15 protein-coding genes and 3 pseudogenes are annotated in these 16961 nt (G+C 54.2%); 11 read left to right on the top strand and 7 right to left on the bottom strand.

All coding sequences use genetic code 11. The annotated features are described in order from the left end of the window. Nucleotides 1–316 precede the first annotated feature (316 nt). Both JFT44_RS14650 and JFT44_RS14645 read left to right on the top strand, forming a co-directional pair. Entirely contained in the window at nt 317–1369 is a 1053-nt protein-coding gene (locus JFT44_RS14650) for an HlyD family secretion protein (protein ID WP_052673020.1), read from the top strand. Next, a complete protein-coding gene (locus JFT44_RS14645) occupies nt 1366–3006 on the top strand; it encodes an MFS transporter (RefSeq protein ID WP_127882194.1) in 1641 nt (546 codons plus the stop codon). Before JFT44_RS14650 ends, JFT44_RS14645 begins: the two co-directional genes overlap by 4 nt. Nucleotides 3007–3420: 414 nt before the next feature. Here the strand turns inward: JFT44_RS14645 and JFT44_RS14640 are convergent, their stop codons facing one another. Next, a complete protein-coding gene (locus tag JFT44_RS14640) occupies nt 3421–4284 on the bottom strand; it encodes a TetR/AcrR family transcriptional regulator (RefSeq protein WP_233098363.1) in 864 nt (287 codons plus the stop codon). A 50-nt stretch (nt 4285–4334) separates the two neighbouring features. Between JFT44_RS14640 and JFT44_RS14635 the strand changes: the two genes are divergently transcribed. After that, complete coding sequence (locus tag JFT44_RS14635; protein WP_010562376.1) at nt 4335–4742, top strand: carboxymuconolactone decarboxylase family protein; 408 nt, start codon at nt 4335–4337, stop codon at nt 4740–4742. Between the two features lie 222 nt (nt 4743–4964). Here the strand turns inward: JFT44_RS14635 and JFT44_RS28685 are convergent. Next, a pseudogene (locus JFT44_RS28685) lies at nt 4965–5120 on the bottom strand (IS5/IS1182 family transposase); the annotation flags it as partial. 439 nt (nt 5121–5559) lie between these two features. Next, a complete protein-coding gene (locus tag JFT44_RS14630) occupies nt 5560–6183 on the bottom strand; it encodes a glutathione S-transferase family protein (RefSeq protein WP_169878815.1) in 624 nt (207 codons plus the stop codon). Nucleotides 6184–6586: 403 nt separating this feature from the next. Between JFT44_RS14630 and JFT44_RS14625 the strand changes: the two genes are divergently transcribed. From JFT44_RS14625 to JFT44_RS14585, 8 genes are all read left to right on the top strand, one after another. After that, complete coding sequence (locus JFT44_RS14625; protein WP_010562379.1) at nt 6587–7180, top strand: TetR/AcrR family transcriptional regulator; 594 nt, start codon at nt 6587–6589, stop codon at nt 7178–7180. 119 nt (nt 7181–7299) lie between these two features. Further along, nucleotides 7300–8334 (top strand): NADP-dependent oxidoreductase, encoded by a 1035-nt coding sequence (locus JFT44_RS14620; protein WP_010562380.1) that lies wholly within the window; start codon nt 7300–7302, stop codon nt 8332–8334. Between the two features lie 462 nt (nt 8335–8796). Further along, nucleotides 8797–9258, top strand: a complete 462-nt coding sequence (locus JFT44_RS14610; protein ID WP_010562382.1) for a (2Fe-2S)-binding protein — start codon at nt 8797–8799, stop codon at nt 9256–9258. Between the two features lies 1 nt (nt 9259). After that, nucleotides 9260–11452: a molybdopterin cofactor-binding domain-containing protein gene (locus JFT44_RS14605; protein ID WP_010562383.1), complete on the top strand. Its 2193-nt coding sequence runs from the start codon at nt 9260–9262 to the stop codon at nt 11450–11452. A gap of 10 nt (nt 11453–11462) precedes the next feature. Further along, on the top strand, nt 11463–12683 hold the full coding sequence (locus JFT44_RS14600) for a cytochrome c (protein WP_038443637.1): 1221 nt from the start codon (nt 11463–11465) through the stop codon (nt 12681–12683). Between the two features lie 13 nt (nt 12684–12696). Then, nucleotides 12697–13902: an XdhC family protein gene (locus tag JFT44_RS14595; RefSeq protein WP_038443635.1), complete on the top strand. Its 1206-nt coding sequence runs from the start codon at nt 12697–12699 to the stop codon at nt 13900–13902. 28 nt (nt 13903–13930) lie between these two features. Continuing rightward, a complete protein-coding gene (locus tag JFT44_RS14590; protein ID WP_038443633.1) occupies nt 13931–14269 on the top strand; it encodes a putative quinol monooxygenase in 339 nt (112 codons plus the stop codon). After that, nucleotides 14266–15234 (top strand): GTP 3',8-cyclase MoaA, encoded by a 969-nt coding sequence (locus JFT44_RS14585; protein ID WP_045057437.1) that lies wholly within the window; start codon nt 14266–14268, stop codon nt 15232–15234. Before JFT44_RS14590 ends, JFT44_RS14585 begins: the two co-directional genes overlap by 4 nt. Here JFT44_RS14585 and JFT44_RS14580 read toward each other — a convergent pair. The 4 genes and pseudogenes from JFT44_RS14580 to JFT44_RS14565 form a co-directional block, all read right to left on the bottom strand. After that, the gene (locus JFT44_RS14580; protein ID WP_038443632.1) at nt 15212–15811 is read right to left on the bottom strand and encodes an NTP transferase domain-containing protein; all 600 of its coding nucleotides are present in this window, start codon (nt 15809–15811) and stop codon (nt 15212–15214) included. The genes JFT44_RS14585 and JFT44_RS14580 overlap by 23 nt on opposite strands. Before the next feature lie 412 nt (nt 15812–16223). Beyond that, complete coding sequence (locus tag JFT44_RS14575) at nt 16224–16529, bottom strand: helix-turn-helix transcriptional regulator (RefSeq protein ID WP_010562390.1); 306 nt, start codon at nt 16527–16529, stop codon at nt 16224–16226. Between the two features lie 138 nt (nt 16530–16667). Continuing rightward, nucleotides 16668–16838 (bottom strand): annotated as a pseudogene (locus tag JFT44_RS14570) (LLM class flavin-dependent oxidoreductase); the annotation flags it as partial. Next, nucleotides 16835–16961 (bottom strand): annotated as a pseudogene (locus tag JFT44_RS14565) (IS5/IS1182 family transposase); the annotation flags it as partial. The pseudogenes JFT44_RS14565 and JFT44_RS14570, both read right to left, overlap by 4 nt.

The following is a 16961-nucleotide window of genomic DNA, read 5'->3' as shown; positions in this document are numbered from 1 at the left end:
GTGAGCACGCCAAATCCCCGACAGCAGTCGATACCGTGGGGCGTTCACGTAGGTGATATAGATCTGAAATATTTTCGGATGTGATTTCGATCGGTAACAGCTGGTGCTTGCGGTAACTGAACTCGGGTTGACTTGCCGATCTCAAGACCTATAATTACCAAATGGTAATTAATGGTGGTTGTAGATGCTCCGACAATCTGCGGCAAAAAGTGGGGATGCGACGTGCAGATCTCGTCGCAGAATAAAAAGTAGATGGGCGTTAATAGTGGGTTGGCCGCTTGTTACAACCAGAGTGCGAATGTCAAGGCGCTTCGCTATGGCATCGTCCGTGCTGTTCGCTTCTGCGGTGGCAGTCTGGTACCCGATTCCGTACAGGGACAGTGTGACTACTGATGATGCCTACGTCCGGGCCGATCTGACCCCGCTAGTATCACACGTTGAAGGATATCTCGTGGATGTGCCGATCCGCGACAATCAGAGAGTGCGTTCTGGCGATTTGTTGGCATTAGTGCAGGATGCTGATTATCGAGAAAAGGTCGCCGAAGCTCAGGCTAAGTCTGATTTAGCCGCTGCCGCGCTGGTCGAATCTCTCAGCCAAAAGCAATATCAACAGATTCAAGTAGAAGCGGCTGCGGCATCCTTACGGGCTTTACACGCTGAGTTGGATCGCGCAGTTGCTGATCACAGTCGCTATCATGCTTTACTGCCAAGTGGATCTGTGTCTCGCCAGCAGGTTGATGGTATTGATGCAGACGTTAAGCGTTTGAGCGCTAATCTTGCCCAGAGGCGCGCCGAGTGGATGGCGGCGCAACAGCGGGAGAAAATGAGCAATGCGAGTATAAACAAGGCGAGAGCCAATCTTCAGGCTGCACAGTCGAGTCTGAATCTGCGCAATATAGATCTTGGCTGGACACGTATCACGTCTCCGGTTGATGGCGTCATTGGCGAGCGTCATGTGCGTCCTGGTATGTATGTGCGCACCGGAACGCTGATCGCCGATGTAGTTCCGCTGCCACATGTTTGGGTGGTCGCAAATTTTAGGGAAAGCGAGATAACGCATATACGCCCAGGACAGCGCGTTACTATTTTGGTTGACAGTCTGCCTGGCCGAGCATTCGAAGGTAAGGTTGACAGTCTTCAGCCTGCCAGCGGGGCGCAGTTTGCTTTGCTTCCAGCCGACAATGCGACAGGTAATTTCACTAAGGTAGTTCAGCGTTTTCCGGTGAAGATCACACTTGACCCGAGTCAGGATTCGCAGTCCTCTCTGCTCCCGGGTATGTCCGTTACTACGACCATTCACACATCAACCGGACTGAGTTCAGGAAATTTTATTGATTGGTTAACCGGCTGGCTGCGAGGGCGGGTGTGAGTGACTCTTTAGGCCTTGCCGTATCAGAAGTGAATAGTCGGCTGAAGTCGCGACTTTTTCCCGGATCTTTGATTCGATGGGATCGTCGGCGTTTTTCGGCCTGCGTGGCCGCTATTGCTGCAGCCTGGATGACCGTGCTCGGTGCCCGATACGTTGTGCTGGGATTTGCCGATGTACGGGGTGGTTTAGGCCTGGGGGTTGACGAAGGTACTTTGCTTTCTTCAGCTTATGCCGCTGGAGATGTAGTCGGCGTGGTGATTGGCTGCTGGTTGGCAACTGCGTTATCACTTCGACGGGTGTTGTTAGGGGCAACGTTGCTCTTTATGGCTACCTCGGTATTAATGGCGTTCAGCCCTCCTTATGCTGCTCAGATCATCGTTCGCTTTGCACAGGGTATGGCCGGCGGGGTCCTATTACCGATGGCGATAGTTGCGCTATTGCGAACTCTACCGGCTAGGCATCGTGCTCTTGCTTTGGCACTGTATATCTCCGCCTCGACTCTGGCCCCGCAGTTGGCCGCTGCAATCACAGGCTGGCTGCTCGACCACTGGGGATGGCGCGCACTGTTTCTCGCAAACCTTCTGCCTGGCATATTCGCATTGATCGCGGGTTTCTATGGTCTGCCGCGCGAAAGACTGCGTTTGCGGCCTTTGCTTCATATGGATCGGTTTGGAATGCTCCTGTTCGTTGGCGGGCTTGGCATGCTCGCCTGTGCTTTCGATCAGGGTAATCGGCTTGATTGGTTACAGGCAACCCCAATTAGAGTGTTGCTATTCGCCGGTACGGTTGCCATATGCGGATTTATATATCACGTGGTCAGAGTGAGGCATGATCGCCTGCTTAATGTAGAACTGCTGTCGAGACGCAATATAGTACTGGGCATTTTGGGAATTTTGCCTTTCAGTGTCGCTGTGACAGGTTGCAGCTATGTGATTCCCCAATTCCTTATACAGATACACAGCTATCATCCGCGCGAATTGGGAGCGGTGCTGTGGGATGCAGGCTGGCCGCAATTGATTAGTTTTGCGGGCGCGGTAGTGTGCTTGGATAGGAAATGGTTGGGAGGTCCCCGTCGTTTACTTGTATTGGGGGGCGTATTGGTCGCCACGGGTGCTCTGCATGACAGCTTGAACATCGACGGCTCATGGGAGGGCGATGAGTTGCGCATTGGGCAGATATTGCAGGGCTTAGGGCTGCCCCTGATCTTGTTGCCACTACTGTATTTGTATGTTGGTGATCTTTTGCCGCGCGAGGGATTGCATGCTGCTATGGCATTCAATGTTATGCGCAGTATCTGCGGTACGGCGGGTTTGGCTTGGGTTAGCACTTTGGATCGAGTACGTGAGCAAACCCGATCTAATGTACTTATGGATCATGTGAGCACATCCTCGGCCGCTGTTTCAGCGAGGCTGGATGCCCTTATCTCGGCAGTCAGTATGCGGTCCAGCGGCAGTGATCAGGCGACGGAACAGGCATTGCATCTACTAGCTAGTAATGTGCGGCTTCAATCTCAGATTTTGGCGCATGCCGATACCTTGGCAGCGATCGCTGTGGTTACATTAATAGGTGCAGTGTTGGCGGCATTTATGATGCCCTACGGATCGGGACATCCCAGTTCTAATGTCCGCCACGCTTGAGTACCGTGCTTATTAGCACTCTCGCCAGAGTGTATGATATTTAATGGTATCCATACTCAAAGGACTTCATTGATGTTGAGTCTGAATAATGCCCTTTAGTCTATTGCGGCGGCGCAATTTAAGACTGAGCGAATCAATCAGCCGATGAGGATTGCGGTGGAGGACGCTGGAGAGGATTTAATCGCGCATATCCGGATTGGTGAGTTCGGTATTAGCCCTTTAGATATGGCTCGATATATTCAGTCAGGCGGACCACTCTTCGCTATAAATAGTTCGAACGGGGAGGGGGGGCAGTTGCGATATATTCTTGGCGAATACAGTTGCTTCGCGACGGTACTGTTATAGGAGCCGTCGGAGTGATTGGCGGTGCGCGTGAGCGGGACGATTTAATCGTGTGAGCTGGCGTCGCAACTTTTAGTTAGCTCCGTCGCGCGTCAATGCCTGCATGGCAGCAGGTGCTCCATGCAGGAAGCGAATGATAGATATTTCGATAAAACGATCCAGATCTTCCGGAACTGTCATGTCATATACCCAGCGACGTTGGGCAAGATAAAATAATTCACCGTGTAATCCCCATGCAACTTCAAGCTCAGCCGACGATAAGGTCTCACCGGGTGGCTTTTCGCAGGAAAGCTCACGTAATTCCATCGCCACTGGTTCGATCACTTTGGTCTGGATTAGGGAAAGATAACGTTGACTGATGCCGACGCCCTTGAGTCCTGCAAAAATAAAAATCCTAACCCAGTCATATCGAAAGATCGCAGGCAAATATGCCTTGTAAAAGTCGATTAATCGCGCTTCCAAGGTCTTTCCAGGCTGCTTTAGCATTGCCTCCCATTCAGGTTGCCAGCGGCTAAGGTAGACCTCTTGGTACACTCTATCTATCAACGCCTCTTTCGTTGCGAAATAACGAAACAGGTTCTGGTGTGTGATTCCAAGGCGTTCGGCTAACTCGCGTAGGGTACCTTCGAATCCGACCTCGGCGAAAAAGCGTACCGCCTCTTCAATAATCTCCCTCTCACGCTCTTGGGGGGGCATGCGTTTGCGTTTGTTTGGCGTTGGCCTCGAGGAGTCGTCGATCGTCTCGGCGGGGGCACATTTGCGTTTCGATTGTGGTGATCTGATCATGCTTTCAGCATAACGATAGACAATCGCTTGGTAAACAAGGTGGGACGCTTTGCAGTGAAATGTCGCACCACGCTCGCTAATTACTGATTGGTAAATAACTATTGATCGGTTGATTTTTTGCCCTATAATTACCATCCGGTAATTATTCATGTTGCGGACAAACTGAAGCGCATTTCAAATCAATTAGGAGGATTTCTGTAATGGCTAAAGCCCCCGAAACTGTATCAGTCAACGATCAGCGTTTCCTTGCTGGCCAGGCGGCGTTTGAGGAGATCACTGGGCTGCGTTCTAGTGAATTCTTGGACGGGCTAAAGGACCTTGCTCCTGCTATAGGCCGATTTGTTATGGAGTGGGAATTTGCCGATGTCTATGGGCAGAGTTCGTTAGATCTGCGTACCAGAGAACTCATTATGGTAGCTGGATGTGTTGCGCTAGGAGCAACTGCTGCTCCCATTCTGAAACTGCGAATTGGCTCAGCCTTGCGTGCCGGTGTTTCGCGTCAGGAAATTATTGACACAATTATCCAAATAGGTATAGCTGCCGGAGTTCCTGCTGCACTAGCGGCGATTCAGTCTGCTGGAGAAGTATTTGCAGTGCTCGATGCTTAAAGTGTTATCTGTTGCTTTTTTAGTAGGGAGCTCGAGAATAAAACAAGGCTCTGCGATGTTTGGAAGGCCCGGCTAGGGGTGGTCTGAGGTAGTCATATTTTTTTGTAAAATTCGGCTGCCTTCAATTTTGAAAGTGCCGATTTGATCCAAAACGCTCAGATCACTCACTCATTCCTATCTTTATTAGCCGCCGTGAGAACCTCGCGGTGGCTATTCCCTATATTACAGGCACACCTCTCCTGTATCGCTCGCTAAATGTCGGAATGCCATCCACAGATTCGACATTGCAAATCGCGTCGCCAGATGTGCCGTGTCCTTTGCCAGGCTAGGGAAGCGTGTTTTCACAAAACTGAACTGGCTATTGATCATTGGAAAGGGTGTTAGAACTTATTCAAAATTACTTTACCGCTCGCTTCTGTAGGCTCGTTATATACGTCGCTCTGAATCGCATGCCTACCTGCAGTGGGTGTCGATGCGACTTCAATCGGGATACTACTGCCAAGCTTATCCACTGCCACTGGGACACAAAAACATAAATTTTTCTTGGGTCATTTTTCAATAAGCTCCAACATGTAAGCCTGTGCTTGCTATTGTGTAGCTGCGAAGCGACGCCCGGTCTGGCTCTGACGTAACAGCCGTATTCATCGTTAGCTGAGTAAATTTTTAAGCCTGGTTACTGACAAGCTTTTAAGCAGGTTGATCATCACTCCAGTGTTCCGTCACTTGAAGGATGTCAGCTTTGGTGGTCTTAGCTTCATGATGGTGAGAGCCATGGCAGTTTGAGAGTCTGCCACAGCTATTTGTTAAAAAGCTAAACTCACTTCGCGTCTATATCCAGCGCTAGCTTGTAACTTTTCTGGTTTTCAAGGTTTTTAATGTAGGTTTCAATATGTGGAAATTCGCTCTTGGATTTGAGCAGGTTGAGCGCGCCTTTCACCACAAATCCCAGCATGAAGTCTGCTCCTGTGAGTCTCTCCTCGATTAAAAACTTTTTGTTATTCAAGTGGTTGTTTAGATAGGAAAAAACTTTATTGAATTCAGCTTCGGCGTAGTTGTTAAGGAATTTTAGTTCGGTTCCAGATTGTGTTTCAAACTCATTAAATATTTTCAGTAAGAACGGAAGCATTGCCGAGCTTTCTGAGAAATGGATCCATTGTAAGTAGTCAAGGTATTCTGCAGAGCTTTCTGTTGGTGCTAAATGAGGTGCGAATTTTTTTATCAGGATTTCTGCGATCGCGCCTGACTCCGCAATTATTTTTCCATCAAGCTCGATAACTGGAGATTTGCCTAGGGGGTGAATGCCCCTCAGTGTCTCGGGGGCTAGATGTGTTTTTTTATCACGCTGATACCGAATAATTTCATATGGTTGGCCTATTTCTTCCAGCAGCCACAGAATACGAAACGACCTTGAGTCATTGAGGTGGTGAAGTTTTATCATCATTTTTACGCCTTCTGAGTGATCTCGGTAAGGGAAATGTGCATTGTCTGAGGCTATCGATAGTTAATTTGCGGACTCGCAACGAGTAGGCAAGAAATTGTATCTGTCAATATGCGACCAGTCTACTATTCTGGTGGGCTGAATGCTCCGATAGCACTTACGGTCCGCTCCGAGTCCTTTGAGATCTGCATCTCGATGCTTGTCTTCTAGCGAGAGAGGAGTGCGCCCACAGAAATCCAAGGAGCTTTGGGAGGCTTAGGATTGGTTCTTTGCGTGTACTGCGGCGCTATGAGGATGCCGAGCGTGGGTTGGTGTTTAGACCTGCGGCGGCCATCAACAATTGCTACAATCTCTGGAGCAAAAATCTCACATAGACGACTGGTCTATTTTATGGTAGCTTGCACTGATGAAACCACGTTACGATGATACGCGCCAACATTTGCTCGATACGGGTCACCGAATGATGGTGGTTAAGGGGTTCACGGGTGTTGGGCTTAACGAGATTCTGCAAGCCGCAAGTGTGCCAAAAGGTTCGTTCTATCATTACTTCAAATCCAAGGAGCAGTACGGGCAGTGCTTGCTCGAGGATTACTTTCGCAATTATCTGGCGAACATGGATGAACGATTTGCCGCTACCGGCAATACAGCCCGTGAGCGGCTTATGGGATATTGGCAGAAATGGCTTGAAAGCTATTGTAAGCCCTGCGATGAGCAAAAGTGTCTTGTAGTTAAACTGAGCGCTGAGGTTGCAGATCTTTCGGAGGTTATGCGCCTCACTCTCCGTGACGGAACAGATCAGATAATTGAACGTATTTCTGGCTGTCTTGAGCAGGGTCAACTAGACGGTTCTTTGCCGCAAGGTGATGCTTACCGAACGGCCTTGGCGCTATACCAGCTTTGGCTTGGTGCAAGCCTGCTGAGCAAGCTGCACCGTAACAGTCGGTCGCTAGAAAATGCCATGGCTACTACTCTGATGATGCTGGTCCCTGAGGAGGCGTGATTACGAGATCGCCCACCCTCCCGCCTCGGTAGGGTGGCTTTTTTATGTGAAAAATAGCAGACTGGTCTAATTTTTCCGTTGATGCGGTTGTTTTTCCCCGCCATCCAAGGAGTGTGAAGATGTCTCAATCAAAGCAAATCAATCGAAGCGTTGTTCTGGCATCGCGTCCACATGGTGCGCCTGTCGAAGCGAATTTTCTTATTGAACAAGGTCCAATTCCTGAACCCGCAGAGGGGCAGGTACTTCTGCGTACTATCTATCTATCGCTAGACCCTTACATGCGTGGTCGCATGAGTGATGCGCCGTCCTATGCCCCTCCTGTCGAAGTGGGCGGAGTAATGGTGGGGGGCACTGTATGTCGTGTGGTTGCCTCAAAGCATCATGCCTATAAAGTGAATGACTGGGTGCTGTCTTTTAGTGGTTGGCAGGACTATGCGCTGTCTGATGGCAGCGACCTGACCCCTTTGGGCGATTCGCCAGCGCAGCCGTCTTATGCATTGGGCATATTTGGAATGCCAGGCTTCACCGCATACATGGGCTTACTGGATATTGGTCGGCCGCAGGCGGGTGAAACGCTGGTGGTGGCGGCTGCTACCGGGCCGGTCGGTGCGACTGTCGGGCAAATCGGCAAGATCAAGGGCTGTCACGTGGTCGGTGTGGCCGGAGGGGCGGAAAAGTGCCGGCATGCTGTCGAGGTGCTAGGTTTCGACGCCTGCCTCGATCATCGAGCGCCGGACTTCGCCGAACAACTGGCCAAGGCCTGCCCGTCGGGTATCGACATTTACTTCGAGAATGTCGGTGGAAAAGTCTTCGATGCTGTGCTGCCGCTGCTCAATGCCAAGGCCCGAGTGCCGGTCTGCGGAATTATTGCGCACTACAACGATACCGCTTTACCCGACGGGCCAGATCGCTCGCCTGCCTTGATGGGGGCTATTCTGCGTAAGCGTATTAAAGTCCAAGGCTTCATTATTTTTGATGATTACGCGCACCGCTACGACGAATTCTTTAACGATATGTCAAGCTGGTTTGCGCAGGGCCGGATTAAGTATCGTGAAGAATTGGTGAGTGGTCTAGAGGAGGCGCCTAAGGCCTTTATCGGCCTGCTAGAGGGGCGTAATTTTGGCAAGCTAGTGGTTCGGGTAAGTGAAGACTGATTGCCTGTTGTTGGAATGACAGTGTTTTTTGCTCTGCCAGCTCAAGCTCCTTGCTGGTAGGGCTTTTTTATTTAAAAAGATCCAGGCCACTAAGTACAAGTAATGCCTGTGGGGGGATTATGCACGCACGCAGTAAGCGCTCGCATCAAATAAACGCCGCGTTCTGGCGTGTACTGGTTGGCTGCTTGGGGCTTTACCCAACGCTTTTGTTGGTGCTGAGTATATTAGCCCCGCTGACCCGTGATTTGAGTTTCCCAGTAATGGTATTGGTGGAGGTGCTGGTATTGGTACCAATCACCCAGCTTGTCTCCTTTCCGCTGGCCGGGTGGTTGGTTGCCCGTTTAAGGCGGATTAATTCGTGAACGTATGAGGCTGTTTTGGCCTGCTTCCCATACCGCACCCACATGATTAAAGCGATAACTAAGGTTGTCGGCATTAAAAATACTAGTCTGAGGAATGAAGATGCAAACGCTAATCATCAATGGACAGTCGCACCAAGTCGACGTGCCGCAGGATATGCCTCTGCTTTGGGTCTTACGCGATGTGCTTGGCCTCACCGGGACAAAATACGGCTGTGGTATTGCTCAGTGTGGCGTTTGCACCGTGCATCTTGATGGTCAGCCGATACGTTCGTGCGTGACCCCTGTTGCTGCTTTGACGGGCCGCTCAATCACCACCATTGAAGCCATCGGTGAGACTGCTGTCGGTCAAGCCGTTCAACAGGCTTGGCTGGCGCATGAGGTGGTGCAATGCGGTTACTGTCAGTCAGGGCAGATCATGGCGGCCACTGCTCTGCTGCAGAGCCAGCCCGCGCCAGACGATCAGGCGATTGATGCTGCAATGGCAGGCAATCTTTGTCGCTGCGCCACCTACACCCGTATTCGCACAGCCATCCACAGTGTTGGCCGTGTAGAGGAGGCGTGAGATGAAGAAGACAATCGAAATGAATGTTGATATGTCCCGTCGCCGTCTCTTGCAAGGCAGCGGTATCGCGGTCGGCGGCTTGGTGTTGAGTACCTGGCTACCGCCGTTGGTGTCCAAAAGCGCTGCCTCCGAGGCTGCTGCCTTAGGCCGGCTGGGTGATCGCTCCGCTGAGGGGTTCGGGGCCTTTGTGCGGGTGGGCCCAGATGGCGTGGTCACGGTGATCTCGCCGAAGATTGAAATGGGTCAGGGCGCGCAAACTGGTATTGCAATGATGGTGGCGGAGGAGCTTGAGGTCGATTTGGATAAGGTAGTAATCCAGGAGGCCCCACCGAACTCCGCACTGTATACCGATACCCTGCTTCAGTTTCAGGCCACTGGTGGCTCGACCTCTACCCGTTACACCTGGGAGCCGCTGCGTCGGGCGGGCGCTACAGCGCGCATTCTGTTGATTCAGGCGGCAGCGCTGCAATGGCGCGTCGCGCCGAGCCTGTGTCATGCGCAGAATGGCCAGGTGTTTGGCCCCAAAGGCCTGCAGGCTGACTACGGCGATTTGGTCGAGGCCGCTGCGACGCTGCCGTTGCCCGACGCGGTGCCGCTGAAAACCCCCGAGCAGTTCAAGCTGTTGGGCACTCCCGCGCAACGCCTGGACACGCCCGCGAAGGTCAACGGCAAGGCGCGCTTTACCATTGACCTGCAAATCCCTGGGATGCTGGTGGCCTCCAGCATCACCTGTCCGGTGTATGGCGGACGGCTGCGTTCGGTTGATGAAACTGAGGCGCGACGGGTGTTAGGGGTGCGCGACATCGTGCGTTTGGACAATGCCGTGGCCGTTACCGCAAGTAACTTTTGGGCCTGCCAGCAGGCCATCAAAGCGTTAAAGATCGAGTGGGAACTTGGGTCGAACGCTACTATCGGATCAAAGCAACTGGACCAGGAGCTGCTAGCCGCAAGTAGCCGTGATGGCGTGGTCGCTAAGCGCACAGGCGATATTGAGCAAGCCAAACAGGGGTCTTCCAGCCAGTTCGAGGCCGTTTACGAGCAAGCGCTGTTGTCGCATTCGCCGCTTGAGCCCATGAGCTGCGTGGCCCATGTGCGTAAAGATGCGTGCGAGCTATGGGTGGGCACCCAAGTGCCGGTCTTCGCCCAACAGACGGCCGCCCAAGTCACCGGGCTGCCCTTGGAAAAAATCCAGGTGCACAATCAATTGATCGGTGGGGCATTTGGCCGGCGTCTGGAGTTCGACTTCATCACCCAAGCAGTGGCCATCGCGCGTCAGGTCGATTACCCGATCAAGCTGGTCTGGAGCCGTGAGGAGGACATGACCCACGACCTCTATCGGCCGCTCTATGCCGATCGTATGCAAGCCGCCCTCGATAAGCAGGGGCGTCCGCTGGGCTGGGAACACCGTATCGCTGGTGCCTCGATTCTCGCCCGCTATGCCGGCAGCTTGCCTCCCAGCGGCGTGGATGCCGATGCCGTTGAAGTCGCGGTGGAACCCATCTACCGCCTGCCGCATTTGCAGGTTCGCTATATCCGCCAGGAGCCGAGTGTCGTGCCCGTGTCCTGGTGGCGAGGCGTCGGCCCTCTGCGGGGGACCTATGCCCTTGAGTGTTTTATTGATGAGCTGGCGCACAATGCCAAGGCCGACCCGGTGGTCTACCGTTTGGAGCTGTTGGCGGACCAGCCACGTGCCCAGGCGGTGCTGCGCTTACTTGCTGAGAAGAGTGACTGGTACCAGTCTTTACCTGCTGGGCAGGGTCGGGGTGTGGCAGTAAGTTCGGTGTTTGGCAGCTATGTAGCAACTCTCGTTGAGCTTGAGATGCAGGGTGAATTTGGCTTGCGCATTAAACGCTTGATCAGTGTTGTGGACTGCGGCTTCGCGACTAACCCGACGTCGGTCTTGGCGCAGGTTGAAGGTGGGACATTATTCGGTCTGTCTGCTTCGTTGTTCAACGAAATTCTTATCGAGAACGGTCAGGTTCAGCAGACCAACTTCCACAACTATCGGCAGCTGCGCATAAGTGAGGCGCCAGCAGTTGAGGTGCACCTGCTGCCTAGCCTGGAAGCACCGGGCGGAGTCGGGGAAGCCGGTACTGCGCTGATCGGTCCAGCTTTGGTTAACGCTCTCTACGCTGCTTCCGGTACGCGCATTCGTCGGTTACCACTTAGCCGTGCTGGCTACTATCCGGTTTGAGGAGTTACTCATGAATTTGATAACAAGTTGGCTATTGCTCGCTAGCGGATTCCTGGTGGCGCAGTTTGCGTATGCGCAGGAGGACTTACTTGCCAGGGGCGAGTATCTTGCGCGCGCTGCAAATTGCGTGGCTTGCCATACCGTGCCCGGTGGTAAACCCTTCACCGGTGGTGTCGAATTTAAGCTGCCATTCGGCTCGCTTTTTTCGCCCAATATCACTCCAGATAAGCAAACTGGCATCGGAGCCTGGACTGATGATGAGTTCGTTAGCGCGCTGCGAACCGGCGTGGGGCGCGATGGCAAACACTACTATCCAGCATTCCCTTATACGTCCTACAGCAAGATGTCGCGTGACGACATCCTGGCCATCAAAAGCTATCTCGATAGCCTGGAGCCAATCGAGCAGGTGGCTCAAGAGAACCAGCTGAACTTCCCGTTCAATCAGCGTTGGGGGATGTTTTTCTGGAATATGCTGTTCCTGGACGACAAGCAATTTGAAACCGAGGCCCAGCACTCTACCGAGTGGAATCGAGGCAAATACCTAGTGGAAGGTCCTGGCCACTGTGGTGAGTGCCATTCGCCTCGGAACCTGTTCCAAGCTGTCAGCAAAGACCGTTCGCTTGCCGGTAACCTGATACAGGGTTGGAACGCTTACAACATCAGCTCTGACCCGATACATGGCGTCGGTGCCTGGCCCACGGACGTGCTGGCGCGTTACTTGAAGGACGGCGCGGCGCCAGGATTCGGGTTGTCCACCGGGCCGATGGCGGAGGTGGTGGAGCACAGTCTGAGCCATCTGACCGACGCCGATCGTCACGCGATCGCCGTTTATCTCAAGGACTCACCGGCGCGCAGCGAAGGTGTGGCTCGTCCGCAGCAGGCTAAGCTTGCACCGCAGGGGGGCGACAATGCCCTTGGCAATAAACTGTTCGCCGAAGCCTGTTCTAGTTGTCACCGCTGGGACGGGACCGGAAACCAGAGTCAGACTGCCATGCTACGGGGTCTAAAGACGGTCAACGATCCTGCCGCCAGTAATTTGCTGGGCATCCTGCTAAATGGGCATGGTTCGACCGACACCCGGGTAGATCGACGCATGCCGTCGTTCGGGACCATTTACTCCGACCAGGAATTGGCTGCGCTGAGCAGCTTCGTACTGAAGCGCTTTGGCGAGACTGGTGCGCAGGTATCGGAGCAAGCTGTGGCTAAGCGCCGTACCGAGTCCCTTCATTGAGCCGAGGTGCCTCATGTCTTGTCTGATTCCACTGCTGGATGTACTCCTGGCGGAGCGCAATGCTGGCCGAGAAGCGGTGCTTGCGACCGTGGTAAAAGTCGACGGCTCTGCGTATCGGCGACCAGGAGCGCGGATGCTAGTCTCGCGCTTCGGCAGGCCCGAGGGGACCATCAGTGGTGGCTGCCTGGAGGCGGAAGTCGCCAGAAAAGCCTGGTGGTTAACTGAAGCTGGGCCTGCACTGCGTAGCTACAGCACCTCCGAGGCGGATGAGGGCAGTGAGGAAGCGCTTAGTTTCGGGCTGGGCTGCAACGGTAAGGTTCACGTATTGTTCGAGCGGCTGCCTGCCAGTGGTCCTTGCGCGTTGATTACTGCGTTGCTTGGCGTTCGCGACACCCAGCAACCGGCGGCCATCGCCACGGTGATCGCCAGCTCGGCTGATGGTTCACACCGGTTAGGTGATCGCCTGTTATTAGTGTCAGGACAAAGCGCCGAGGGCGAGTTGCTGCAGTCGGCGCTGGCTGAGCAGATCAGGATTGATCTCCAACAGACCTTGGTGCGTGGAAAGTCATCCCGATATCTTTACCCGAATGGCACCGGCAAGATTGAAGTGCTTATGGAGTACCTGCCGCCCGTGCGGCGTTTGGTAGTGTTTGGTGCGGGCCATGATGCCCAGCCGCTGGTGCGCATGGCCAAGCTCTTGGGCTGGCATGTGACAATCATCGATGGGCGGTCACACTTTGCCCGAGCAGAGCGTTTTCCCGACGCTGACCAGGTGCTGGTTGGCGATGTTGAGCAACCTTTCGCCTACCGTGAACTTGTACGCGGCGCAGCGGTGGCGGTGATGACTCACAGCTTGGTGCAAGACGCGCACTGGCTGCAGGGAGTGTTGCACAGTGAGCCCTGTTATGTAGGGCAGTTGGGCCCGCGTGAGCGCACCGAGCGCCTGCTGGCCGGTATCCACGAGCAGCAGGGCGAGTTGCCAGGGCTGGCGTGTTTGCATTATCCGATTGGCCTGGACCTGGGCGGCGACACTCCGGAAAGCGTGGCTATGGCGATGCTGGCGGAAATTCAGGCGGTGCTCAATGGTCGCAATGGTGGCAGCCTGCGTTTCAGGTCCGCGAGTATCCATGATAGCGACCCAGTGCTGATCGCTAGCGAGACCGAAACCGAAATCGCTTTTGCTGCAGAGGCTTATCGGCGGTTCGCCGTGCAGCCTTGACGACTGATCAACCGAGGAACCTATCAGCGTGAATCAAACCATACGCGTTGTAGCGATACTGACCGCCAAAGGCGGCAAAGAGCAGCAGGTCGAGCAGATTCTGCGAGCTTGCGTGCAGCCCTCGCGGGCCGAAGACGGTTGCCTGTCTTACGTCCTGAGTCGGTGCATTGAACAGGTCGGACGGTTTGTCTTCGTCGAGCGCTGGGCAAGCCATGAGGCGATAGCGCTTCATCGGCAGATGCCCCATTACACGACCATGGCCAATGCCCTTGGCGAGCTGCTGAGCGATCGTCAGGTTTATGTGCTGGAGGCGTTGGCTGAGGATGGCGAGTCAGCCACTGGCTTCGACACGGACATGGCAGGGTGATCGTCGATCGACAGGGTCGGCGTTTCCGCAAACTTCGCCTGAGCCTCACGGCTGCCTGCAATTACGCCTGCACCTACTGTGTGGCCGATGGCCGCCGCTTGGTGGCCGCGCGTGATGAGCTGGCGGCCGCGTCGATGCTGCGCGCCGTCGAACTGCTCAGGGATGTCGCCGGTATCGACGCGCTGCGCATTACCGGCGGTGAGCCGCTGCTGAGTGATCGGCTGGAGCCTTTTCTGCAGGGCATCGGTGCGCTAGCGTTGCAGGACATCAGCCTGACCACTAATGGACAATTGCTGGCCGGCAAGTTGCCGTTATTGCGCAGCGCGGGCATCCAGCGGGTCAATGTGTCCCTCGACACACTTGACCCGCGCGCCTTCCGCAAGATCGCAAAGGGCGGCGATCTGCAGACTGTGCTTAACGGCATTGAGCTGGCGCGTCGATCTGGTATGAGCATCAAAATCAATATGGTGCCGATGCGTGGCAGCAACCTCGACCAGGTCATGCCCATGTTGGCGTTCTGCCTGGAGCAGGGCTACGAATTGCGCTTTATCGAGCTGATGCGCATGGGCCATCTGGCCCAGCATGCAGAGGCTTTTCGTACCCAGTTCGTCGGCCAGCGCGAGCTGCTGGAGCTTATCGGCGAGTGTTATGTCTTCACACAAACCGAGGCAGCGCTAGATGCCACTGCGCTGCGTTATAGCGTGGGCGAGCGCGGGGCGTTCGGTATTATTGCCAACGAAAGCGCGCCCTTTTGCCGGAGCTGCAGTCGTCTGCGGTTGTCGTCTACGGGCTGGTTATACGGATGCCTATCATCCAATCGCGGACATTTTATGGGCGCGCTGTTGGATCTGCCGACTGAGCAGGCGCAGCCGCAACTGAAAGGGTTGCTCAGTCGTGCGCTGCAGGACAAACAAGACGCCACTTTTACCGGCAGTGCCCTGATTATGAAATCGGTGGGTGGCTAAGGTCGGCCGGCTTGTCGACGTCCAGCAGGATGCCCCTATCAGCAAGCGTCACTTCTATCACCTGTTGCGCATGGGTGGCGATTAAAGCCTTGGCCCCATTCTCCCCTTGCAGTTGCATCAGCTCCGGCCAAAAGCGCCGGCCGAACAGCACGGGGTGTCCGCGCTGGCCATCGCAGTAAGCGACAACAATATGTTCAGCGTGCGCATGCGCGCGCAACTGCAACAGCGTTGCGAGAGTAATCCACGGCATATCCCCGAGCAGCACCGCCACCGCAGTGGCCTGCGTATTTGCCAGGCTCTGGATGCCGGCGGCCAGGCTTGAGCCCATGCCCTGTTTGGCGTGGGCCGCACGTACCAGATGAATGCCATGCGGAATAGCCAAGGCCTCTGCATCATCCTCAGCCTTTAATACGACTCGAACATCGCTGAAGGCTTCTTTCGCGCGCAACAACGTCGCGCGCAAAAGGCTGTTGCCGTCTGCCAGCTGGGCAAGGCGTTTGTCGCTGCCGAAGCGTTGCCCGGAGCCGGCGGCGAGAACTAGGCCGACATACTCAGGCTTGCGGTGCGGTTCTGTCATGTTGAAAAAATCCTATGCTGCCCCCTGAAGAAGAAGGTCGGCCGTAAAAGACCACTAGGAGGCTTCGCGCTTCTCTCTGGAATGTGCAGTATTTTGCGTATACCGCTCCGGTTTCAGAGTGATTAAGTGACAGTTTGGCGAAACCAAAGTGCGTTTCCACTGGGTAGTGAAGAACGCCGCGCCACAGGTCAAGTTGTTCGATCTGTCGAACCTGCACATGTCCTGGCTGGCCGGTATTTGCTGATCACCCCAGGCGAGATGGGGGCGTAATGCAGAGTATGCCCGCTACCAAATGCTCGCTGCGGCTAAAAACTCATAAATGAACGGGTTAGTTGATCGTTACTTGGTCAGATTGCTGTTTTTGAAATCGGCAAGCACTGAAATCAGCCAGAAATACAAGGTTTCTTCAGCCTTAGATTTTTTCTTGCAGCGCTTTGAAAAAGGCATCGATATTTTCGTCGTGGCGTTTGTAGTAGGTCCAGGGGCCGATCCGCTGCGATGTCACCAATTGCGCGCGCTGCAGAGCTGCGAGATAAAGCGATGTGGTGGACTGCGAGAGGCCCGTGCGCTCTTGGATGATACTGACGCACACGCCTACCGTTTCTGGGTCGACCTCCTGCTCTGGAAAGATTGTCCTGGGATCCTTGAGCCAATTGAGGATGGCAAGGCGCATCGGGTTTGCCAATGCTTTCAGTGCTTCGTTGACGTCAATGGTCATGGAATGTTGATACCTGTTTTTTGCGATATTTAGATATCTTCCGGGTTTGCGCAGAAAAATGGAAGGTATTGACGTGACCTCTGCGCCCGCCGTCTGTTGCAAGGACTGGCCGCTCCTGGCTGAAGTATTGTTGCTCTGTCAGGCAGCACTATCAGAAGCCTGGACGCCGAATTGCGGGACGATATGCTTGCCAAGTTCCTCGATAACCTCTGCTGCGGGGCGTTTACCATACTTGAGGTTCAGGATGACGTGATCTACACCGATTTCCTGAAGTGTATCCAGCAAGGCCCGAAGGTGGTTACGTCCTAGGCTCTGTACGTAAAGTATTGTCGCAAGCACCGCATAGCGCAGGCCAATGAGACCATCGCCGCAAAACTTGTTGCGAGCTTGTCGAAGCGCGTCACGATGCGACGGTTCTCCTTCAGCCAGCCA

Origin of the sequence: Pseudomonas sp. MF5691, from assembly GCF_016405645.1 — a bacterium.
Taxonomy (GTDB): Bacteria; Pseudomonadota; Gammaproteobacteria; order Pseudomonadales; family Pseudomonadaceae; genus Aquipseudomonas; species Aquipseudomonas shahriarae.
This window is presented reverse-complemented; position numbering and strand designations above follow the sequence as displayed.